Annotated in this window: 17 protein-coding genes; 11 read left to right on the top strand and 6 right to left on the bottom strand. The window is 66.7% G+C overall.

The genetic code is table 11. From position 1 onward, the window contains the following. Window positions 1-42: 42 nt before the first annotated feature. Both VMT65_RS37405 and VMT65_RS37400 read left to right on the top strand, forming a co-directional pair. On the top strand, window positions 43-924 hold the full coding sequence (locus tag VMT65_RS37405) for an SPFH domain-containing protein (protein ID WP_326313483.1): 882 nt from the start codon (window positions 43-45) through the stop codon (window positions 922-924). After that, entirely contained in the window at window positions 924-1,082 is a 159-nt protein-coding gene (locus VMT65_RS37400) for a hypothetical protein (protein ID WP_326313480.1), read from the top strand. The genes VMT65_RS37405 and VMT65_RS37400 overlap by 1 nt, the downstream gene beginning before the upstream one ends. A 62-nt stretch (window positions 1,083-1,144) precedes the next feature. Here the strand turns inward: VMT65_RS37400 and VMT65_RS37395 are convergent, their stop codons facing one another. Continuing rightward, window positions 1,145-2,017 carry a class I SAM-dependent methyltransferase gene (locus tag VMT65_RS37395; RefSeq protein ID WP_326313479.1) on the bottom strand — a complete coding sequence of 291 codons (873 nt, stop codon included), beginning with the start codon at window positions 2,015-2,017 and terminating at the stop codon, window positions 1,145-1,147. Window positions 2,018-2,319: 302 nt separating this feature from the next. Here VMT65_RS37395 and rpsA point away from each other — a divergent pair, with 302 nt between their 5' ends. Next, window positions 2,320-3,783 (top strand): 30S ribosomal protein S1, encoded by a 1,464-nt coding sequence (gene rpsA / locus VMT65_RS37390; RefSeq protein WP_326313568.1) that lies wholly within the window; start codon window positions 2,320-2,322, stop codon window positions 3,781-3,783. 99 nt (window positions 3,784-3,882) lie between these two features. Further along, window positions 3,883-4,515: a TetR/AcrR family transcriptional regulator gene (locus VMT65_RS37385; protein WP_326313478.1), complete on the top strand. Its 633-nt coding sequence runs from the start codon at window positions 3,883-3,885 to the stop codon at window positions 4,513-4,515. Here the strand turns inward: VMT65_RS37385 and VMT65_RS37380 are convergent. Further along, the gene (locus VMT65_RS37380; protein ID WP_326313476.1) at window positions 4,461-6,734 is read right to left on the bottom strand and encodes an MMPL family transporter; all 2,274 of its coding nucleotides are present in this window, start codon (window positions 6,732-6,734) and stop codon (window positions 4,461-4,463) included. The genes VMT65_RS37385 and VMT65_RS37380 overlap by 55 nt on opposite strands. A gap of 234 nt (window positions 6,735-6,968) precedes the next feature. Here VMT65_RS37380 and VMT65_RS37375 point away from each other — a divergent pair, with 234 nt between their 5' ends. Further along, window positions 6,969-8,498, top strand: coding sequence for a phospholipase C (locus tag VMT65_RS37375; RefSeq protein WP_326313475.1), 1,530 nt, complete (start codon window positions 6,969-6,971; stop codon window positions 8,496-8,498). A gap of 69 nt (window positions 8,499-8,567) precedes the next feature. Here the strand turns inward: VMT65_RS37375 and VMT65_RS37370 are convergent, their stop codons facing one another. After that, window positions 8,568-8,786 (bottom strand): hypothetical protein, encoded by a 219-nt coding sequence (locus VMT65_RS37370; protein ID WP_326313473.1) that lies wholly within the window; start codon window positions 8,784-8,786, stop codon window positions 8,568-8,570. A 289-nt stretch (window positions 8,787-9,075) separates the two neighbouring features. Here VMT65_RS37370 and coaE point away from each other — a divergent pair, with 289 nt between their 5' ends. Beyond that, on the top strand, window positions 9,076-10,251 hold the full coding sequence (gene coaE, locus VMT65_RS37365; protein WP_326313471.1) for a dephospho-CoA kinase: 1,176 nt from the start codon (window positions 9,076-9,078) through the stop codon (window positions 10,249-10,251). Here the strand turns inward: coaE and VMT65_RS37360 are convergent. Then, a complete protein-coding gene (locus VMT65_RS37360) occupies window positions 10,238-10,762 on the bottom strand; it encodes a DUF402 domain-containing protein (protein ID WP_326313469.1) in 525 nt (174 codons plus the stop codon). The genes coaE and VMT65_RS37360 overlap by 14 nt on opposite strands. Window positions 10,763-10,969: 207 nt before the next feature. Between VMT65_RS37360 and VMT65_RS37355 the strand changes: the two genes are divergently transcribed. Continuing rightward, on the top strand, window positions 10,970-11,425 hold the full coding sequence (locus tag VMT65_RS37355) for a hypothetical protein (protein ID WP_326313467.1): 456 nt from the start codon (window positions 10,970-10,972) through the stop codon (window positions 11,423-11,425). A gap of 63 nt (window positions 11,426-11,488) precedes the next feature. On the opposite strand, the gene VMT65_RS37350 is transcribed toward VMT65_RS37355, so the two are convergent. Continuing rightward, window positions 11,489-11,914, bottom strand: a complete 426-nt coding sequence (locus VMT65_RS37350; protein ID WP_326313465.1) for a DUF402 domain-containing protein — start codon at window positions 11,912-11,914, stop codon at window positions 11,489-11,491. Between the two features lie 532 nt (window positions 11,915-12,446). On the opposite strand from VMT65_RS37350, the gene uvrB reads away from it, so the two are divergent. After that, on the top strand, window positions 12,447-14,612 hold the full coding sequence (gene uvrB, locus VMT65_RS37345; RefSeq protein ID WP_326313463.1) for an excinuclease ABC subunit UvrB: 2,166 nt from the start codon (window positions 12,447-12,449) through the stop codon (window positions 14,610-14,612). Between the two features lie 371 nt (window positions 14,613-14,983). Here the strand turns inward: uvrB and VMT65_RS37340 are convergent, their stop codons facing one another. Beyond that, on the bottom strand, window positions 14,984-15,454 hold the full coding sequence (locus VMT65_RS37340) for a VOC family protein (protein ID WP_326313461.1): 471 nt from the start codon (window positions 15,452-15,454) through the stop codon (window positions 14,984-14,986). 56 nt (window positions 15,455-15,510) lie between these two features. On the opposite strand from VMT65_RS37340, the gene VMT65_RS37335 reads away from it, so the two are divergent. The 3 genes from VMT65_RS37335 (at window position 15,511) to VMT65_RS37325 (ending at window position 17,821) form a co-directional block, all read left to right on the top strand. Further along, window positions 15,511-16,374, top strand: a complete 864-nt coding sequence (locus VMT65_RS37335) for an AraC family transcriptional regulator (RefSeq protein WP_326313459.1) — start codon at window positions 15,511-15,513, stop codon at window positions 16,372-16,374. 103 nt (window positions 16,375-16,477) lie between these two features. Next, a complete protein-coding gene (locus VMT65_RS37330) occupies window positions 16,478-16,894 on the top strand; it encodes a DoxX family protein (protein ID WP_326313457.1) in 417 nt (138 codons plus the stop codon). 474 nt (window positions 16,895-17,368) lie between these two features. Further along, a complete protein-coding gene (locus VMT65_RS37325; protein ID WP_326313455.1) occupies window positions 17,369-17,821 on the top strand; it encodes a universal stress protein in 453 nt (150 codons plus the stop codon). The last annotated feature ends 1 nt before the right edge of the window (window position 17,822 follow it).

Raw genomic sequence — 17,822 nt, 5'->3', positions numbered from 1 at the left:
TGCGCTATCGTCGTGATATCACTTCGATACTAGGAGGATGTCATGGAGTTGCGTCGGGCCTTCCGGCTGAACGGCTTCGTCATGCTGGGGGTGCTGGTACTGCTGGCCATCGCGATCGCCGCGGAGGCCCATGGATTGCACAGCCGGGCCACCGATCATTCCGGCTCGTCGACCGCTCTCGGCGTCCTGCTCGCCGTGACGATCCTGGCCACCGTGCTGGTGCTGAGCGGATTCATTACCGTGAACCCCAATCAGGCCAAGGTGATTCAGTTCTTCGGCCGCTACATCGGCTCGGTCAGCGAGGCCGGATTCCACTGGATCACTCCGCTGTCGACCCGCCGCGGCATCTCGCTGCGCGTCCGCAACTTCGAGACCCAGAAGCTGAAGGTCAATGACCTGGACGGCAATCCGGTCGAGATCGCCTCGGTCGTGGTCTACCAGGTGGTCGACAGCTACAAGGCCGCCTTCGCGGTCGACGACTACGAGGATTTCGTGACCACCCAGTCCGAGACCGCGGTCCGGCACCTGGCCACCACCCACCCCTACCAGTCCGATGACACCGACACCCCGAGCCTGCGCGACGGGGCCGAGGTGGCCAGCGAGCTCACCGCCGAACTGCGCGACCGCACCCAGCTGGCGGGCATCGAGATCATCGAGGCCCGCATCACCCACCTCGCCTACGCGCCGGAAATCGCCCAGGCCATGCTGGTTCGCCAGCAGGCCGCCCAGGTGGTGGCGGCCCGGTCCCGCATTGTCGAGGGCGCGGTAGGTATGGTCGGCATGGCCCTGGACCGCCTCTCCGAACAGGGCGTGGTCGAACTCGATGAGGAGCGCAAAGCGGCAATGGTCTCGAACTTGCTGGTGGTCCTGTGCGGCGACCGCGCCGCCTCCCCCATCGTCAACGCCGGATCCCTCTACGCGTAATGGTCAAACGCGAGCCGAAAAAGGTGCTGCTCCGGCTCGACCCGTCCGTCCACGACGCCATCGCCAAATGGGCCGCCGACGACCTCCGCAGCATCAACGCCCAAATCGAATACGCCCTGAGAATGGCCTTGAAACAGGTAGGCCGCGAACCCAAATGACCTCCGCCCCACCGACCCCGGTGGGGCGGAAGTCGTTCCGGCTCAGCCGCGCTGTCCAGGTTTCAGGCGCGCTTCTCGGTGACGAAAATGGCTGTGCCGGGGAAGATTTCGCCGCGGAGGGGGCTCCATTGGCCCCATTCGCGGTCGAGCCATTCGGGCCAGTCGGGTTCGATGATGTCGATGAGGGTGAGGTTGGCGGCGACGATTTCGCGGACTCGGTCGCCGATGGTGCGGTGGTGTTCGACGTAGGTGGGCTCGCCGTCGGAGTCGAGTTCGACGTAGGGGGTGCGGTCGAAGTAGGGGATGGTGGCGCGCAGGCCGTCGGGGCCGGGGTCGTCGGGGAAGATCCAGCGCATGGGGTGGTTGACCGAGAAGACCCAGCGGCCGCCGGGCTTCAGGACGCGGTGGACTTCGCGCATGACCCGGCCGGAGTCGGCGACGAAGGGGACCGCGCCGAAGGCCGAGCAGGCCAGGTCGAAGGATTCGTCGGCGAAGGGCAACTCCTCGGCACCCGCCTGAATCAAAGGAACGCGGGGGCCGCCCGCGGCCATGGCGGCCAGGCCGCGGTCCAGCATCGCGCGCGAGATGTCGAGCCCGACCGGGTGCGCGCCGTGCGCGGCCAGCCAGCGCGAGCAGGGGGCCGAGCCGCACCCGATCTCGAGGATTCGCTTTCCTTCTATATCCCCGAGCAGATGCCAGTCACCCTCGTGCAACCCCTCCGGGCACCACACGAACTCGCCCGCGGGGGAGTCCACGCCCAGGAAGTCGGCGTGCGTCTCGTGGTAGGCGGCGGCGTCCGCGTCCCACCATTTGCGGCTGGCCCGTTGCGAGGACTGCGAATCGACCTTGGCGCGAGTCACTCCCACCGTTCCGAGCAGGGCATTGGCTTCGGCGTGCCGGGTGTCGCCGGGGGCGGCGGAGTGATCTTCGGACATGGGCATACCCTAGCGAGGGTGACGGTGGGACCCATGTTTGCTTGGTACAACACACGTCGCGTACGCTGTTTTCCGCGAGTGTCTTCTGTACCCGGTTTCTCGAGACCGAGTAGAGCAGACAATCGTGCTGTGAGTCCGCATGCCAGCACTTGAAAGAGTGCAGCAGGGCAGCGTTGTGCAGCGTCGCAGCGGTGTGCTGTGCATGTCCCGCCAACGTTAGTTCCAACAGCTGTGTGTTCGCAGCAATACCGAAAGTCCACATGTCCACTACCGACCACAATCCGTCCGGAGCCTCCCAACACATGCCCACCACCGTCACCTCGCCGCAGGTAGCCGTCAACGACATCGGCTCTGCCGAGGACTTCCTCGCCGCCATCGACAAGACCATCAAGTACTTCAACGACGGCGACATCGTCGAAGGAACCATTGTCAAGGTCGATCGTGACGAGGTCCTTCTCGACATCGGTTACAAGACCGAAGGCGTGATCCCGTCTCGCGAACTGTCCATCAAGCACGATGTCGACCCGGCCGAGGTCGTTTCCGTGGGCGATGAGGTCGAGGCCCTCGTTCTCACCAAGGAGGACAAGGAAGGCCGCCTGATCCTGTCGAAGAAGCGCGCTCAGTACGAGCGGGCCTGGGGCACGATCGAGGAGCTCAAGGAGCGTGACGAGGCCGTCAAGGGCACCGTCATCGAGGTCGTCAAGGGCGGCCTGATCCTGGACATCGGTCTGCGCGGCTTCCTCCCGGCTTCGCTGGTCGAGATGCGCCGCGTGCGCGACCTCCAGCCGTACGTCGGCAAGGAGATCGAGGCCAAGATCATCGAGCTCGACAAGAACCGCAACAACGTGGTGCTGTCCCGTCGCGCCTGGCTGGAGCAGACCCAGTCCGAGGTGCGCAGCGAGTTCCTGCACCAGCTGCAGAAGGGCCAGGTCCGCAAGGGCGTCGTGTCCTCCATCGTCAACTTCGGTGCCTTCGTGGACCTGGGTGGCGTCGACGGTCTGGTGCACGTCTCCGAGCTGTCCTGGAAGCACATCGACCACCCGTCCGAGGTTGTCGAGGTCGGCAACGAGGTCACCGTCGAGGTTCTCGACGTCGATCTCGACCGCGAGCGTGTCTCCCTGTCGCTCAAGGCGACCCAGGAAGACCCGTGGCGTCAGTTCGCCCGCACCCACGCGATCGGTCAGATCGTGCCGGGCAAGGTCACCAAGCTGGTTCCGTTCGGTGCGTTCGTGCGCGTCGAAGAGGGCATCGAGGGCCTGGTGCACATCTCCGAGCTGGCCGAGCGCCACGTCGAGGTCCCGGACCAGGTTGTCGCCGTCGGCGACGACGCCATGGTCAAGGTCATCGACATCGACCTCGAGCGTCGCCGGATCTCGCTGTCGCTGAAGCAGGCCAACGAGGACTACACCGCCGAGTTCGACCCGTCGAAGTACGGCATGGCCGACAGCTACGACGACCAGGGCAACTACATCTTCCCCGAGGGCTTCGACTCCGAGACCAACGAATGGCTCGAGGGCTTCGAGAAGCAGCGTGAGGAGTGGGAGACCCGGTACGCCGAGGCCGAGCGTCGCCACAAGATGCACACCGCTCAGATGGAGAAGATGGCCGCCGACGCCGCCGCCGAGGCCGCCAACGGTGGTCCGTCGAACTACTCCTCGGAGTCGGGTGCGCAGGCTGCCGCCGCGTCCGAGGCTCCGGCCGGTGGCTCGCTGGCGTCCGACGCCCAGCTGGCTGCCCTGCGCGAGAAGCTGTCGGGCAACGCCTGATTCGCTTCCCGTCACGGGATAGGCTGAAACACAGCATCTGCTGAAAGAGCCCCCGGGTCCGTAAAGGACCCGGGGGTTTTGGCTATTCTCGGGATTGAGATGTCCAAGTCCACCATTGCCCCCAGGCCCTCGCTGTGGGAGCTGCGCAAGGTCGAGGCGATGAGCCGCATTCAGCGGGTCGCGCTGGATCTGTTCGACGAGCACGGGTATCGGGAGGTCACCGTCGAGCGGGTGGCGAGTGCGGCGGGTGTGTCGCCGAGTTCGATCTACCGGTACTTCGGGACCAAGGAGATGCTGGTCCTCTACGACGAGACCGATCCGCAGACCCTCGAGGTCCTTCGAAACGTCGGTGCGGGACAGACCTGCGACTTCCCCGGACTGCTGGCGATCGCGCGCCCGATGGTGTCGGGGGTGCTCGATGAGATCGTGACCGACGAGGTGGAGTACCGCACCCGGGTGCGCATGCGATACGCCCGATCGATTCCCGAGGTGCGCACCCGCCAGACCGAGCAGTGGCGGGCCCTCGAGGACGAGTTCCGCCTCGCGTTCGCCGAATTGACCGGACGCGACGCCAACGATCTGAAGTTGCGGATGGCCGCGGCGATCTCCATCTGGACCTGTATGGCCGGGTTGGACCATTGGGAGGGAACGGGTTTCGCCGCCCGGCTGCGGGAGGTCTACGCCGAAGTGGTGGAGGCGGTGCTGACCGCGCTCGAGGCCGTCTTCCGCTGACGGTCGAGCTCGGGTAGCCGACGGCCGAAGCCGGGCAGCCACCAGTTCCAGCGGCCGAACAGCCGCATGAACGCCGGGACCAGGATCAGCCGCACGATCACCGCGTCGATGGCGATCGCGATGGCCAAGGCGAAGCCGATCTCCTTCAGCTCCAAGACATCCGCGCTCACGAAGCTGGCGAACACCGCCACCATGATGGCCGCCGCGGCGGTAATGGGTCGGGCCGTGCGCTGCAGGCCCTCGGCGACGGCGGCCGCGTTGTCGTGGGTGTGATCCCACGCCTCCCGCATCCGGCGGATGAGGAAAACCTCGTAGTCCATGGACAATCCGAACAGCACCGCGAACACCAGCATGGGCAGGAACACCTGCAGGAATCCGGAGCTGTGGAAGCCCAGCGCGCCCGCGCCCACACCGTGCTGGAAGACCAGCACCGTAATCCCCAGGGCCGCACCGGTGGCCAGGAGGTTCAGCGCAATCGCCTTGAGCGCCAAGACAATCGAGCGGAACGCCACGATCAGGAACAGCAGTGAGGCGGACAGCACCAGCGCGATGACCCACGGGAAGCCGCGGGTGATCACCCCCGACACATCGTCGAAGGTGGCGGGTATCCCGCCGACCAGCACCTCGGCCGAGTCGATCGCGCTTGCGCGGGAACGGATGTCGGCGCTCAGATCGCCGGCCGAGGTCGAATCGAAGGCGTCCTTGGGGACGACGGTGAGCAGCGAGCGGCCGTCGGCCTGCTGGGGCAGCACGGCGGCCACCCGCGGGTCGCGGGCGAGATCCGTCGTCAGGCGCAGCACGTCGGTGCGGCCGTCGGCGGTCAGCGCGGTGTCGCCGGGCCCGGAGGCCACCACCTGAATCGGGGACAGCAGCCCGGGCCCGAAGTTGTCGCGCACCAACCGCGTCGCGTGCCCGGTCGGCCGATCGCCCAGCGCATCCAGGCCCATGTCGATCCCGTAGCGAATACCGGTGATCGGCAGCGCCGCCAGCACCAGCACCGCGATGCCGAGCGCGCCGAACACCCCGGGCCGACCCATCACCAGATGCGCCCAGCGCGCCCACGCGGTCGAGGCCGTGGTCGAGCGGGTTTCGGCCGGGCGCAGTCGCGCGGGCAGCGCGCCCCGGTTGACGGCCGGGCCGAGCGCGGCCAGTAGCGCGGGCAGGAGGGTGAAGGCGGCGGTCAGGGTGGCGATCACCGCGGTCACCACGCCCAGCGCCACACCATTGAGCAAGGGCAGCCCGACCACGATCAGCGAGCACAGCGAGATCATGACGATCAGCCCAGAGGCCAGGACGGTCCGTCCGGCGGTGTCCAGCGCCACCCCGACGGCCTCCTGAATCTGTCTGCGGTCCTTGCGATCCCGGACCCCGCGGCGGGTCAGCTCCTCGTTGAAGCGGCTCACGATGAACATGGCGTAGTCGATGGCGGTGCCGGTGCCGATCATGGTCGCCACCGAGAGGACCAGCGAGTCGAAGGTCAGGAAGCTCGCCAACCCGAACAGCGCGCCGATCGCCAATGCGATGCCGGCCGCGGTCACCGAGATCGGCAGGGTGGCCGCGACCACCGCGCCCAGCGCGAGGACCAGCACTCCGGCGGCGATCGGCAGGCCGATGGCCTCGCCGCGGGTCAGATCCGCGGACTCCATGCGCAGGATCTCGCCTTCGACCGGCGAGTAGCCGGCCAGATCGGCCCGGACGTCGGCATCGGAGGCGGCGGTCAGGGCGGTCTGGAGCCGGGCAGCCACGTCGACGCGCTCGGACATGGTGCCATTGAGGCCCACGATGGCGAGCGCGGTGTGCCGGTCGGCGGAGATCTGATGCTTGGGATCGCCCTCGAAGGGTCCGACCGCGCCCGCGACACCCGACACCGCGCGGGCCGCGCCGAGCACTCGGTCCAGGGCGGCCCGGAATCGCGCATCGTCGGCGACGAAGCCGTCCGCGTGCAGCACGATCAGATCCTGCTCCGCACCCAGCTGCGAGAAGTGTTGGGCGACACGGTGATCGGCCTCGGCGGAGCTGGTTCCGGGCGCGTTGTAGTCGGGCGCGCCGAGCTTCGCGTGCAGTGCCGGATAGGCCGCGCCGCACACCACGACCAGCACCAGCCAGACGCCGATGACCAGGCGGCGGTGCCGGGCCATGCGTTGACCCCAGCGTCCGGCGAGGCCGGGTGGGGACGCGGCGGGAAGTCGGGGCGGGTCGGCGACGGCCGGACTGGACATGCTGTCTCCCACGATCAATACCTGAAAGTCACTCTCAGATATGGCTGCCAGCGTAGGCCGACCGGCCGATGAGGTGCAAGTCACTGTCAGAAATCCACGACTGGACCCACTACGGTTACGAATGGTTCGCTAGGCCGTCATCATTCGAAGGTTGGATGCGAACTGGACACGCGACCGGATAGGTTCGTCGCGTTCAATGTCGTTTCACTCCTAACGGGAAGGCCTCACCGGAGCATGGGCGTGTTCGCCGGAATCAATAGACGAGATTTTCTGGCGAAGGCCATGGCCGCGGGCGGTGCGGCGTCGCTCGCCTCGCTGGCGAACCCGATCATCGAGCGGGCCTACGCCGCGGATCCGGCGGGCATGGGCGGACTCGGCGATATCGAGCACTTCGTACTGCTCATGCAGGAGAACAGGTCCTTCGACCACTACTTCGGAACCATGTCCGGCGTGCGCGGATTCGACGATCCGTCCCCGGCCTGGAACCAGTACGGCTACGCGCCCGGCGTCGGGCCCACCCCGGACGGCTTCATCAACCCCTTCCGCCTCGACACCACGCGCGGCGCGACCCTCGACGGCGAGTGCATCAACGACCCGGACCACGGCTGGGTCGGCATGCACAAGGCGTGGAACGGCGGCAAGAACGACGGCTGGATGCCGATGTCGATTGCCGCGGTCGGGGCCGGAAACGGTCCCGCCGCAATGGGTTACTACACCAAGGACGACATCCCGGTGCACTGGGATCTCGCCAATGCCTTCACCCTGTGCGACAACTACCACTGCTCGGTGCTCGGCCCGACCGACCCCAACCGGCTGTACTGGATGTCGGCGACCATCGATCCGGACGGACTCAATGGCGGCCCGCTGCTCGAGACGCCGACGCTGATTCCGCAGAACGCCTACAGCTGGCGGACCATGCCGGAGAACCTCTCCGACGCGGGCGTCAGCTGGAAGATCTACAACAACCGCGATGTCGGCCCGCTGTCCTCGGTGATCCTGGACGGCATGCTGGGCTGCTTCAAGCAGGCCGCCGACCCGAATTCCGAACTGGCCCGGCGCGGTAAGGCCCCGGCGTACCCGTCGGACTTCGCCGCCGATGTGGCCGCGAACCAGCTGCCCGCGGTGTCCTGGGTCATCCCCTCGCTGCTGAACTGCGAACATCCGGCGCTGCCACCGGCTTTCGGCGCGGTAGGCATCATGCAGGTGCTCGACATCCTCACCTCGAATCCGGCGGTGTGGGAGAAGACCGCGCTGATCATCAGCTACGACGAGAACGGCGGCTTCTTCGACCACGTCACCCCGCCGACCGCGCCCGCGGGCACGCCGGGGGAGTACATCACGGTGCCGACGGCCGCCAAGTTCGAGGGCATCACCGGCCCGATCGGACTGGGCTATCGCGTTCCGTGCCTGGTGATCTCGCCCTACAGCCGGGGCGGCCTGGTCGCGTCGGAGACCTTCGACCACACCTCGCAGCTGCGGTTGCTGGAGACGCGCTTCGGCGTGGACGTGCCGAATCTGACGGCGTGGCGGCGCGGCGTGACCGGCGATATGACCTCGGCCTTCGACTTCGCGTCGAGTCCGGACGCGTCCAAGCCCGCGTTCGCCCCGGCGGATCGGAAGGTCAATGACGCACTGGCGCAGTGTGGCCCGAATGTCGCCCTCGGTACCGCGAACGTCGGCACGCCGTATCCGGTGCCGCCGAACTCCATGCCGCGGCAGGATCCGGGGACGCGGCGGCGGCCCAGCGGCCTGGTGCGGTCGTAGCGCATTAGGCGTGCACGGTCGGTGGCTCGGTCCGAAAGGGCCGGGCCACCGTGCGTTTCGGGGAGGAAGTCAGCCGACGGTGGCTGGAATCCAGCGTCGCACCACGACGGGTTCGGAGGAGCGCTTGCGCATGGCCGCGAAGCTGTGTCGGGCCGGACTGAGTAGCGCGGTGAGCCAGGATCGCCGGTATTCCGCGAGAGCGGCTGCGACGGCGGGGATCTCGAGGCAGTGCACGGTGCCCGCCAGGCCCAGACGGTGGCGACCCGTCTGGAGTTTGTTGGTGCCCACAGATATTCCTTCTCTTGCGTGTTACCGGCCCACTATCGCCTGGGGCGAACCTTAGCCGAACAAAAGTGGGGCTTACCGAATTTTGCGCGACATTCACCCCGGCGTGTCGGAATCTTGCCGACAAACGGTCCGTATTCGCCGAAAAAGTTGCGAAACGGTCTCGTCGGTATCACGGAATGGGCAAGGACTGTCCTTGCAGGTGAAACCGCACCTGCGAGTGGGTAGTCAGAAATGATGCCCTGACCGGCCTGAGTGTCGTCGCGATCGGACCGGGTGCGAGACTGGGCGAATGTTGCGTATCGGTCTCACCGGAGGCATGGGCGCGGGCAAGTCCACCGTGGCCCGCATTCTCACCGACCTCGGTGCCGTCCTCGTCGACAGCGATGCCATCGCGCGCGAGGTCGTCGCGCCCGGGACCGAGGGGCTCGCGGCCCTCGTCGCGGCCTTCGGCGACGACATCCTCGCCGCCGACGGCAGCCTGGACCGACCGGCCCTGGCGGCCAAGGCCTTCGCCACCGACGAGGCCCGCGCCACCCTCAACGCCATCACCCACCCCCTGGTCGGCAAGCGCACCGCCGAACTCATCGCCAACGCGCCCGCCGACGGCATTGTGGTGCAGGACATCCCGCTGCTCGTGGAGAACGGGCTGGGGCCGTTCATGAACCTCGTCGTGGTGGTCATGGCCGACACCGAGACCCGGGTGCACCGGCTCGAGACCTTCCGTGGAATCTCTCGCGAGGACGCCCTGGCTCGGATTCAGGCGCAGGCCACCGATGAGCAGCGGCGGGCCGCGGGAGATGTGCTGTTGGACAACAGCGGCGCGCCCGAGGAGCTGGAGCCGCAGGTGCGCGCGCTGTGGGAACAGCGGCTGGTGCCCTTCGAACACAATCTGCGGGCCGCGACCCGCGCGCCCCGCGGCGCGGTGCGACTGGTCGAGTCCGATCCCACCTGGGGCGTGCAGGCGCAGCGCATCATCGCCCGGCTCGCGGTGGCCTGCGGTGAGCGCGCCCGGCGCATCGACCACATCGGCTCGACCGCGGTCGAGGGGCTCCCGGCCAAGGATGTGATCGACATCCAGATCACCGTCGCCGATCTCGGTGTCGCCGACGAGCTGCGAGATGCCCTGCAGGCCATCGGTTTTCCACGGCTCGAGCACATCACCACCGACGACGGCAAGCCCGGCACCGATCCGGCGCTGTGGGCCAAGCGCATCCACGTCAATGCCGATCCGGGGCGCGCGGTCAATGTGCATGTGCGCGTGGACGGTTGGCCCGGGCAGCGATTCGCGCTGGAGTTCCGCGACTGGCTGCGCTCGGATGCCGCGGCGCGGGCGGAGTACGTCGAGCTCAAGCGCAAGGCCGAGGCCAATGCCGCGGGACTGACCGGTCCCGAGGCCATCGACGCCTACCTCGCGGTCAAGACGCCGTGGTTCGAGCAGGTCTACCCGCGGATCACATCCAGGTGAGGGTGATGCCCTGGGCGGCCAGCCAGTCCTCGAAACTGTGGCCGTGGGCGGCGATTCCGTCGATGGTGGAGGTCGCGGACTCGATGGCCTGCTGGGCCTCGGTGAGGGTCAGGTAACCGGCGGCGTGGGCGGCGAGTAGCTCGTCCACGTCGAGTAATTCGACCTCGCGGCCCTGGCGCACGACCAGGTCCAGGTAGTGGTCGACCGACTTCCACTGCTTGGGGCCGATCTGCTCGAATTCGCCGATGTCGATGTAATAGTCCTGATCGCGCAGGTGCGCGGGGGTGAAGTGGAAGACGGTGGCGCGCAGCGAGACCGTCGGCAGCAGCCAGGATTCGATGTAGTGGAACTCGGGGTGATCGGAGGTGCGGGCCATGTACAGCCCCCACGGCTCGACCTGGTACCGCTCCACCTGACGCACGAAACCCTTGGGGTCGATATTGGTGAGCTCGTCGATATTGAAGTACTCCACCTTGGGTCGGTGCAGGTCCACCGCGGGTGCCCGAGTCATGCCATTCAGCATCGCGTGTCGGGCGGCGGTCGTCCAGGGGAGCGGATGTTGCGTCGCCCATAGTTTGCTGAATCCGGTCCCGACCGGGGGAAATTTTCCCGAAACCGGATCTGAAGCGGCATTGTTTCGCTAATGTTCGGCTGCGCTGTTGTTTCGCGCACGACCCGTCACGCCTGGGCGGGCGTCTCGATCTAGGGAAGTAACTGCATGAGCGAACGCAATGCCCGCGCCCGCAGGGTGGGCCTGGGAGTCACCTCCTTCGGCGCGCTGGCCGGGACCCTCATCCTCGCCGCGCCGCAGGCCGCCGCCTGGCCGACCGATCTGACGGTCTCCGGCGGCAACAGCCACAATGTCGGCTGCTCCTACACGCTGACCGCGTCTCTGTCGGTCGACGTGCTGCTCCCGGTGAGCTTCTACGACAACGGCACCGAGATCACCGGCAGCCCGGTGTCGCACCTGCTGAAGAGCTCGGCCAGCCTCAACTGGACGCCCAGCACCACGGGCAGTCACACGCTGACCGCCACCCAGGACCTGATCTCCAAGTCGATTACCGTGCAGGTGGATCCGGCCAGCAGCTTCGGCAGCTTCGGCTGCGGTCCGAGCGGAATCCTGAACGGCGGATCCGGCATTCTCAACAATCTGCTGCCGAGCATTTCCGGCTAGTCGGAGGACGGAAAAACTCGGTCGAACCCGTCCGGTCCACTCGCGGACCGGACGGGTTCGTCGCTACAGCCAGGTGAGCGTGATGCCCTGGCGGGCCAGCCAGCGATCGACATCGTGATCGCAGCCGGCGATGCCGTCGACCACGGCGGCGGCCCGCTCGATGGCCTTGTGGGTCTGCGCGGTGTCGAAATAGCCTGCGGCATGGGCGGTCAGCAGATTGTCGATGCCGACCAGTTCGGGCACCCGGCCGGGGCGGGCCACCACGTGCAGGTAGTGGCCCTCGGCGCGCCACTTCTTGGCCTCGCAGGGGCCGTACTCGCCGATGTCGAGGTAGTAGGTCTGGCCGCGGTCGTGGCCGGGGCGCAGGTGGTAGACCGTGGCGCGCAGGGTGAGTTCGGGCAGCAGCCAGGACTCGATGTAGTGGTAGCGCGGATTGTCCACCGTCCGTTCGACATACAGACCGAACGGTTCGGCGTGGATTCGCTCCACCGGATGCAGAAACCCGCGATAATCGGTCCACGAGAGATCCGCGAGATTGAAAAATTCTAGTCTTGGGCGATGCGGGGACACCGGTGCAGTGTTGCCGATCGTGCCGTTGGGGCGTGTGCCATTGGTGGAATTCCGCTGTGGCATATGCAGACCGGTCATCGCCCTGCCTCTTCTCGAATCGTGCGACCAGCGAGCCCAGAGTACACCCGGACGCGGGTATTCAAACCGTCGTGAACGGACTGAGATCTACGCGACACCGTGTCGGTGGGCGATGGTGAAAACCGTTGGGGTGTGGGCCAATTCGGACATTACCGAAGGTTTACGAAACGCGGTGCAACGCATGGGGAGCCTGCCCAACGTGACAACTGATTTGGTGACGCGAGGGTAACTCGTCGGGTACGCCCAAAATCGGTTCGGCACCCAGCCGCAGGCACGGGTTGCCAACGCCGACGGCTCTCTGCCGCCCGCTGAAGGCTCGGGGAGGCGGGACAGCCGGGCAGAACTTGTCGGTGGGGCGTCCTAGGCTTGGAGCATGGCTTTCGCAACCGAAATCCCGGACGACCTGCCCCTGGCGCACTCCGAACACCGGCCCATCGGTGAGATCGAGCGTGTCGAGGGTCGGTTCCAGGTGGTCAGCGAGCATCAACCGGCCGGTGACCAGCCCGCGGCCATCGAGGAGCTGGAGCGGCGGATCCGGGCGGGGGAGAAGGACGTGGTGCTGCTGGGCGCCACGGGTACCGGTAAGTCGGCGACCACGGCGTGGTTGATCGAGCGATTGCAGCGGCCGACCTTGGTCATGGCCCCCAACAAGACGCTGGCCGCGCAGCTGGCCAACGAGTTGCGCGAGATGCTGCCCAACAATGCCGTCGAGTACTTCGTCTCGTACTACGACTACTACCAACCCGAGGCGTACATCGCCCAGACCGACACCTACATCGAGAAGGACAGCTCGATCAACGACGATGTGGAGCGGCTGCGGCACTCCGCGACCTCGAGCCTGCTCTCGCGGCGGGACGTGGTGGTGGTCGCGTCCGTCTCGTGCATCTACGGCCTCGGCACGCCGCAGTCGTATCTGGATCGGTCGGTGTCGCTTCAGGTCGGCGAGGAGATCGACCGGGATCGGCTGCTGCGGTTGCTGGTCGATGTGCAGTACACGCGCAATGACATGTCGTTCACCCGCGGGTCCTTCCGGGTGCGCGGCGACACCGTCGAAATCATTCCCTCCTATGAGGAATTGGCGGTGCGCATCGAATTCTTCGGCGACGAGATCGAGGCGCTCTACTATCTGCACCCGCTGACCGGTGATGTGGTGCGGCAGGTGGATATGGTCCGCATTTTCCCGGCGACGCATTATGTGGCGGGTCCCGAGCGTATGGAGCGGGCCGTTCGCGATATCGAGGTGGAACTCGACGAGCGCCTCGCGGAATTGGAGAAGCAGGGCAAACTGCTGGAGGCGCAACGGCTTCGGATGCGCACGAATTACGACCTGGAGATGATCAAGCAGGTCGGATTCTGCTCCGGCATCGAGAATTACTCGCGGCATATCGACGGGCGGCCCGCCGGGTCCGCGCCCGCGACGCTGCTGGATTACTTCCCCGAGGATTTCCTGCTCGTCATCGACGAATCGCATGTGACCGTGCCGCAGATCGGCGGCATGTACGAGGGCGATATGTCGCGGAAGCGGAATCTGGTGGAATACGGGTTCCGGCTGCCGTCGGCGGTGGACAACCGGCCGCTCACCTGGGAGGAGTTCGCCGATCGGATCGGGCAGGCGGTGTACCTGTCGGCCACGCCCGGCCCGTACGAATTGGGCCAGACCGGAGGCGAATTCGTCGAGCAGGTCATTCGGCCCACCGGCCTGGTGGATCCGCATGTGGTGGTCAAGCCGACCAAGGGGCAGATCGACGATCTGGTGCACGAGATCAATGTGCGCACCGAGCGCGACGAGCGGGTGCTGGTCACCACGCTGACCAAGAAGATGGCCGAGGATCTCACCGACTATCTGCTGGGTCTCGGTGTGCGCGTGCGGTATCTGCACTCGGAGATCGACACGCTGCGGCGCGTGGAGTTGCTGCGGCAGCTGCGGCTCGGTGAGTACGACGTGCTGGTCGGCATCAACCTGCTGCGCGAGGGCCTGGACCTGCCGGAGGTGTCGCTGGTCGCGATCCTGGACGCCGACAAGGAGGGCTTCCTGCGCTCGGCCACCAGTCTCATCCAGACCATCGGCCGCGCGGCGCGCAATGTCTCCGGTGAGGTCCACATGTACGCGGACAAGATCACCGACTCCATGCGCCAGGCCATCGACGAGACCGAGCGCCGCCGCGCCAAACAGGTCGCCTACAACGAAGAGCGCGGCATCGACCCGCAACCATTGCGTAAGAAGATCAATGACATCCTCGACCAGGTCTACCGCGAGGCCGAGGAGACCGAGGTCGAGGTCGGCGGCTCCGGCCGCAATGCCAGCCGCGGCCGCCGCGCCCAGGGCGAACCCGGCCGCGCGGTGAGCGCGGGCGTCTACGAGGGCCGCGACATCAAGAACATGCCCCGCGCCGAACTCGCCGACCTCATCAAGGACATGACCGACCAAATGATGAACGCCGCCCGCGAACTCCAATTCGAACTAGCAGGCCGCCTCCGCGACGAAATCGCCGACCTCAAAAAGGAACTACGCGGCATGGACGCCGCCGGGCTCGCTTGACCGCCTCCCCGAGCCTTCAGCGGGCGGCTGAGAGCCGCTCGCCGTTGGCAACCCGTGCCGGCGGCTGGGAGCCGAACCGATTATGGACGTACCCGGTGAGTTACCCGCATCTCGCGAAATCAGTTGTCGCCTCGGCATCGATGACGAGGTGCGCCGACTTGGAAGGCGAGGTACGAAGCAGTGGGAGGAATCCCCATCAGCGGGCAATCCTCGCTCTGCGAACCGGTCGCCGGGCGGGTTCCCCCGCTGTCCCGGCATGGTTTCGGCCGGGAGCCACAGCGGGCCTGGGGAATTCCGGTCGGGAGTGCGCCGCAGGGAAAGGGCGGAGTCCCCGCGCGGCGGGCGAGTCGCCCGGCGGGGAATGTCGGTGGTCAGGCCTGCTGGGCCATCCACTCGTTGACTCGGCGTTCGGCCTCCTCGCGGGAGACGTCTTCGACGCGGGTCATGACGATCCAGCGGTGGCCGAAGGGGTCCATGACTCGGCCGTAGCGGTCGCCGGTGACGAAGGTGGCGGGGTCGGCTACGTAGCGGGCGTTGTGCTCCTTGGCGAGTTTCGAGACGGCGTCCACGTCGGGGCAGTAGTGGACGATGCTGGTGTGGACCCAGTCGTCGGCGGGGGCGCGCAGGCCCTCGTCGGGGATGGGCATGCCGACCTGGATGGTGGAGTCGCCGATGAGGAGTTCGGCGTGGGCGGCCTGGCCGTCGGGAAGATCGTTGCGGCTCAGGAGTTTCGCGCCGAAGACGGCGGTGTAGAAGTCGATGGCCGCGTTGGCGTCGGGGACGGCGAGAAAGCAGGTGATGGAGTGGTAGCCCTCGGGGATCGGATTCACGGTGTCGCTCATGGCACCTACTCTCGTCGCCGCGGCCGCGATGGTCTTGTAAGAAAGCGACAGGGGCAATGACCAGCGGCGACAACGAGAATGGACGGTTCGCGCCGCGTCCGGTGCCACCGCCGGAGACCGCGAAGGGGATCCTGCGGCCGCGGCAGCAGAATGCCGCGAACAATCACGCCCGGCTGGCCGCGGGGGAGCGGGTGTCCCGCTATGTCGAGTGGTACTGGGCGGTGCGCTGGGATCGGCGCGGCCAGCCGCCCTTCCACGCCGAGGTGCTGCCGTACCCCTGCGTGAACCTCACCTTCGAGCGCACCCACGAACGCACCGGCGCCTTCGTGACCGGCGTGTGGACCACCAAGTACGTGCGCGAATTGGCCGGGGAGGGTGAGACTTTCGGCGTCAAATTCCGCGCGGGCGGCTTCGGCGCGTTCACCGGTCTGGACGTCGGGGCGTTCAGCGACACCTCGGTCCCGGCAACCGATGTCTTCCCGGCCGCCGATGCGCTCGGCGCGGCCGTGCTCGCCACCACCGACCACGAACGCCGCCGCGATTTGATCGAGGACTTCCTGGTCGACCTCCAGCGCGAGGCGGGCGACGACACCGCCTACCGCCAGGTCCTCGAGATCGTCGACGCCATGGAACACGATCCGGACCTGACCCGAGTCGACCAGGTCACCGAGCGTTTCGACATCCCGATCCGCACCCTGCAACGCCTGTTCCGCCGCTATGTCGGCGGCAGTCCCAAGTGGGTGCTGCGCCGCTACCGCCTGCAGGACGGCGCGCATCTGCTGGCCGAGGGCCGCACCTCCGATCTCGCCGCCCTGGCCCTCGAACTCGGCTACTTCGATCAGGCGCACTTCTCCAACGAATTCGCCAAGGAGGTCGGAATGCCTCCCCTGGAGTACGCCCGCCTCTCGCTACCATCCTGACGGGTATTCCAAAGAAGCCGCAGGTCCGGGAATTTTCTGCCACCCTGATGAGGTTGGTTGCCGTATCACCCAATGGCAGATCGATCATCGATAGGAGCGGGCCATGGACGTGCTGGTTTTGATCGGACGGATCCTGTTCGCGCTACTGTTCCTCGGCTCGGGCTTCGGGCACCTGGCTCAACGCAAGCCCATGGCCGAATACGCCAAGTTCAAGGGCGTGCCCCTGCCCGAGATCGCGGTTCCCGCCTCGGGCGTCCTACTGCTGGCCGGAGCGCTGAGCGTGCTGCTGGGCGTCTGGGCCGACCTGGGCATGCTGCTGCTCATCGTGTTCCTGGTGCCGACCGCCTTCCTCATGCACCCCTTCTGGAAGGAGACCGACCCGCAGGCCAAGCAGGGCGAGATGGCGCACTTCAACAAGGACATCGGCCTGGCGGGCGCGGCGCTCATGTTGTTCGCGTTCTTCGCCTACGTCGGCACCGATCTCGGATTGACGCTCACCGGACCGCTTTTCAGCCTCTGATCCGATCTCGGCGCGTTAGTATTGCGCGTCATTGATCGGCCGGAGGGAAGAGGATCGCGTGCGTTTGGTGGACACTGCCATCCTCGGTGCGATTCTCGGCTGGTTGTGGGCCGAATTTCGCGACCTGTGAAGTAGTAAGAAGTCACTGTTTCGCGGGCCGTTCGTTGTGCGATGTCACGACGAACGGCCCGCGGGCGTCCAGCGATTTCGAAGTTTGTGACGAATCTCCCACGGCCACAACGGTCTTGGCCTTTTGTGGGCCGTGTCGCGAGGGCTCGGGAAATTCGCTGGTAGTCAAGGCCGTGTTCGGGCGGTATGCCGAATGTGCCGCACATCTGGCGCGCCACGTCGGTGTGATGTGTTGCGATATCGAATATTTCCGCCGGTTATGCCGCTATTGTCAGGCGGAGTTGCCGCGGCGGTAACCCCACCGGTGTGGACGCCGCGGCCCCGACCCTTGTACTTGGAGGAGAAATGACCGCCTACCGGACGATCGTCGTCGGTACCGATGGCTCGGACTCGTCGTACGTCGCCGTCGAGCGGGCCGCGGCTCTCGCGGGCGACGAGGGCGCCACGCTGTACATCGCCTGCGCGTATTTCCCGACCGACGACCGCGATGTGGCCGCCGCCGCGGACGTGCTGAAGGACGAGGCCTACCAGGTGCGCGGCTCCGCGCCCACCAGTGAGATCCTGCGCGTGGCGCGGGACAAGGCCGTGGCCGTCGGCGCGGTGAACGTGGTGGAGAAGGCCGTGGTCGGCGAGCCCGTCGAATCGCTGCTGAATCTGCTCAAGGAGGTGGAGGCCGATCTGCTCGTGGTGGGTAACCGCGGCCTCAACACCCTCGCCGGACGCCTGCTCGGCTCGGTGCCGTCGGATGTGGCGCGCAAGTCCCGCACCGACGTGCTCATCGTGCACACCGTGCGCTGAG

The sequence above is a fragment of the Nocardia sp. CDC153 genome (assembly GCF_035818515.1).
Classification (GTDB): domain Bacteria; phylum Actinomycetota; class Actinomycetes; order Mycobacteriales; family Mycobacteriaceae; genus Nocardia.
The sequence above is the reverse complement of the archived record's forward strand: the minus strand, read 5'-3'. Positions and strand labels throughout refer to the sequence as shown.

What these genes read in the sequence shown, in the direction of transcription:
- VMT65_RS37325 (WP_326313455.1), top strand. Translation starts at nt 17,369, where the DNA reads ATGACCGCCTACCGGACGATCGTCGTCGGTACCGATGGCTCGGACTCG.
- coaE (WP_326313471.1), top strand. Translation starts at nt 9,076, where the DNA reads ATGTTGCGTATCGGTCTCACCGGAGGCATGGGCGCGGGCAAGTCCACC.
- VMT65_RS37375 (WP_326313475.1), top strand. Translation starts at nt 6,969, where the DNA reads ATGGGCGTGTTCGCCGGAATCAATAGACGAGATTTTCTGGCGAAGGCC.
- VMT65_RS37360 (WP_326313469.1), bottom strand. Translation starts at nt 10,762, where the DNA reads ATGACTCGGGCACCCGCGGTGGACCTGCACCGACCCAAGGTGGAGTAC.
- VMT65_RS37400 (WP_326313480.1), top strand. Translation starts at nt 924, where the DNA reads ATGGTCAAACGCGAGCCGAAAAAGGTGCTGCTCCGGCTCGACCCGTCC.
- uvrB (WP_326313463.1), top strand. Translation starts at nt 12,447, where the DNA reads ATGGCTTTCGCAACCGAAATCCCGGACGACCTGCCCCTGGCGCACTCC.
- VMT65_RS37385 (WP_326313478.1), top strand. Translation starts at nt 3,883, where the DNA reads ATGTCCAAGTCCACCATTGCCCCCAGGCCCTCGCTGTGGGAGCTGCGC.
- VMT65_RS37395 (WP_326313479.1), bottom strand. Translation starts at nt 2,017, where the DNA reads ATGTCCGAAGATCACTCCGCCGCCCCCGGCGACACCCGGCACGCCGAA.
- VMT65_RS37405 (WP_326313483.1), top strand. Translation starts at nt 43, where the DNA reads ATGGAGTTGCGTCGGGCCTTCCGGCTGAACGGCTTCGTCATGCTGGGG.
- VMT65_RS37340 (WP_326313461.1), bottom strand. Translation starts at nt 15,454, where the DNA reads ATGAGCGACACCGTGAATCCGATCCCCGAGGGCTACCACTCCATCACC.
- rpsA (WP_326313568.1), top strand. Translation starts at nt 2,320, where the DNA reads ATGCCCACCACCGTCACCTCGCCGCAGGTAGCCGTCAACGACATCGGC.
- VMT65_RS37335 (WP_326313459.1), top strand. Translation starts at nt 15,511, where the DNA reads ATGACCAGCGGCGACAACGAGAATGGACGGTTCGCGCCGCGTCCGGTG.
- VMT65_RS37330 (WP_326313457.1), top strand. Translation starts at nt 16,478, where the DNA reads ATGGACGTGCTGGTTTTGATCGGACGGATCCTGTTCGCGCTACTGTTC.
- VMT65_RS37380 (WP_326313476.1), bottom strand. Translation starts at nt 6,734, where the DNA reads ATGTCCAGTCCGGCCGTCGCCGACCCGCCCCGACTTCCCGCCGCGTCC.
- VMT65_RS37355 (WP_326313467.1), top strand. Translation starts at nt 10,970, where the DNA reads ATGAGCGAACGCAATGCCCGCGCCCGCAGGGTGGGCCTGGGAGTCACC.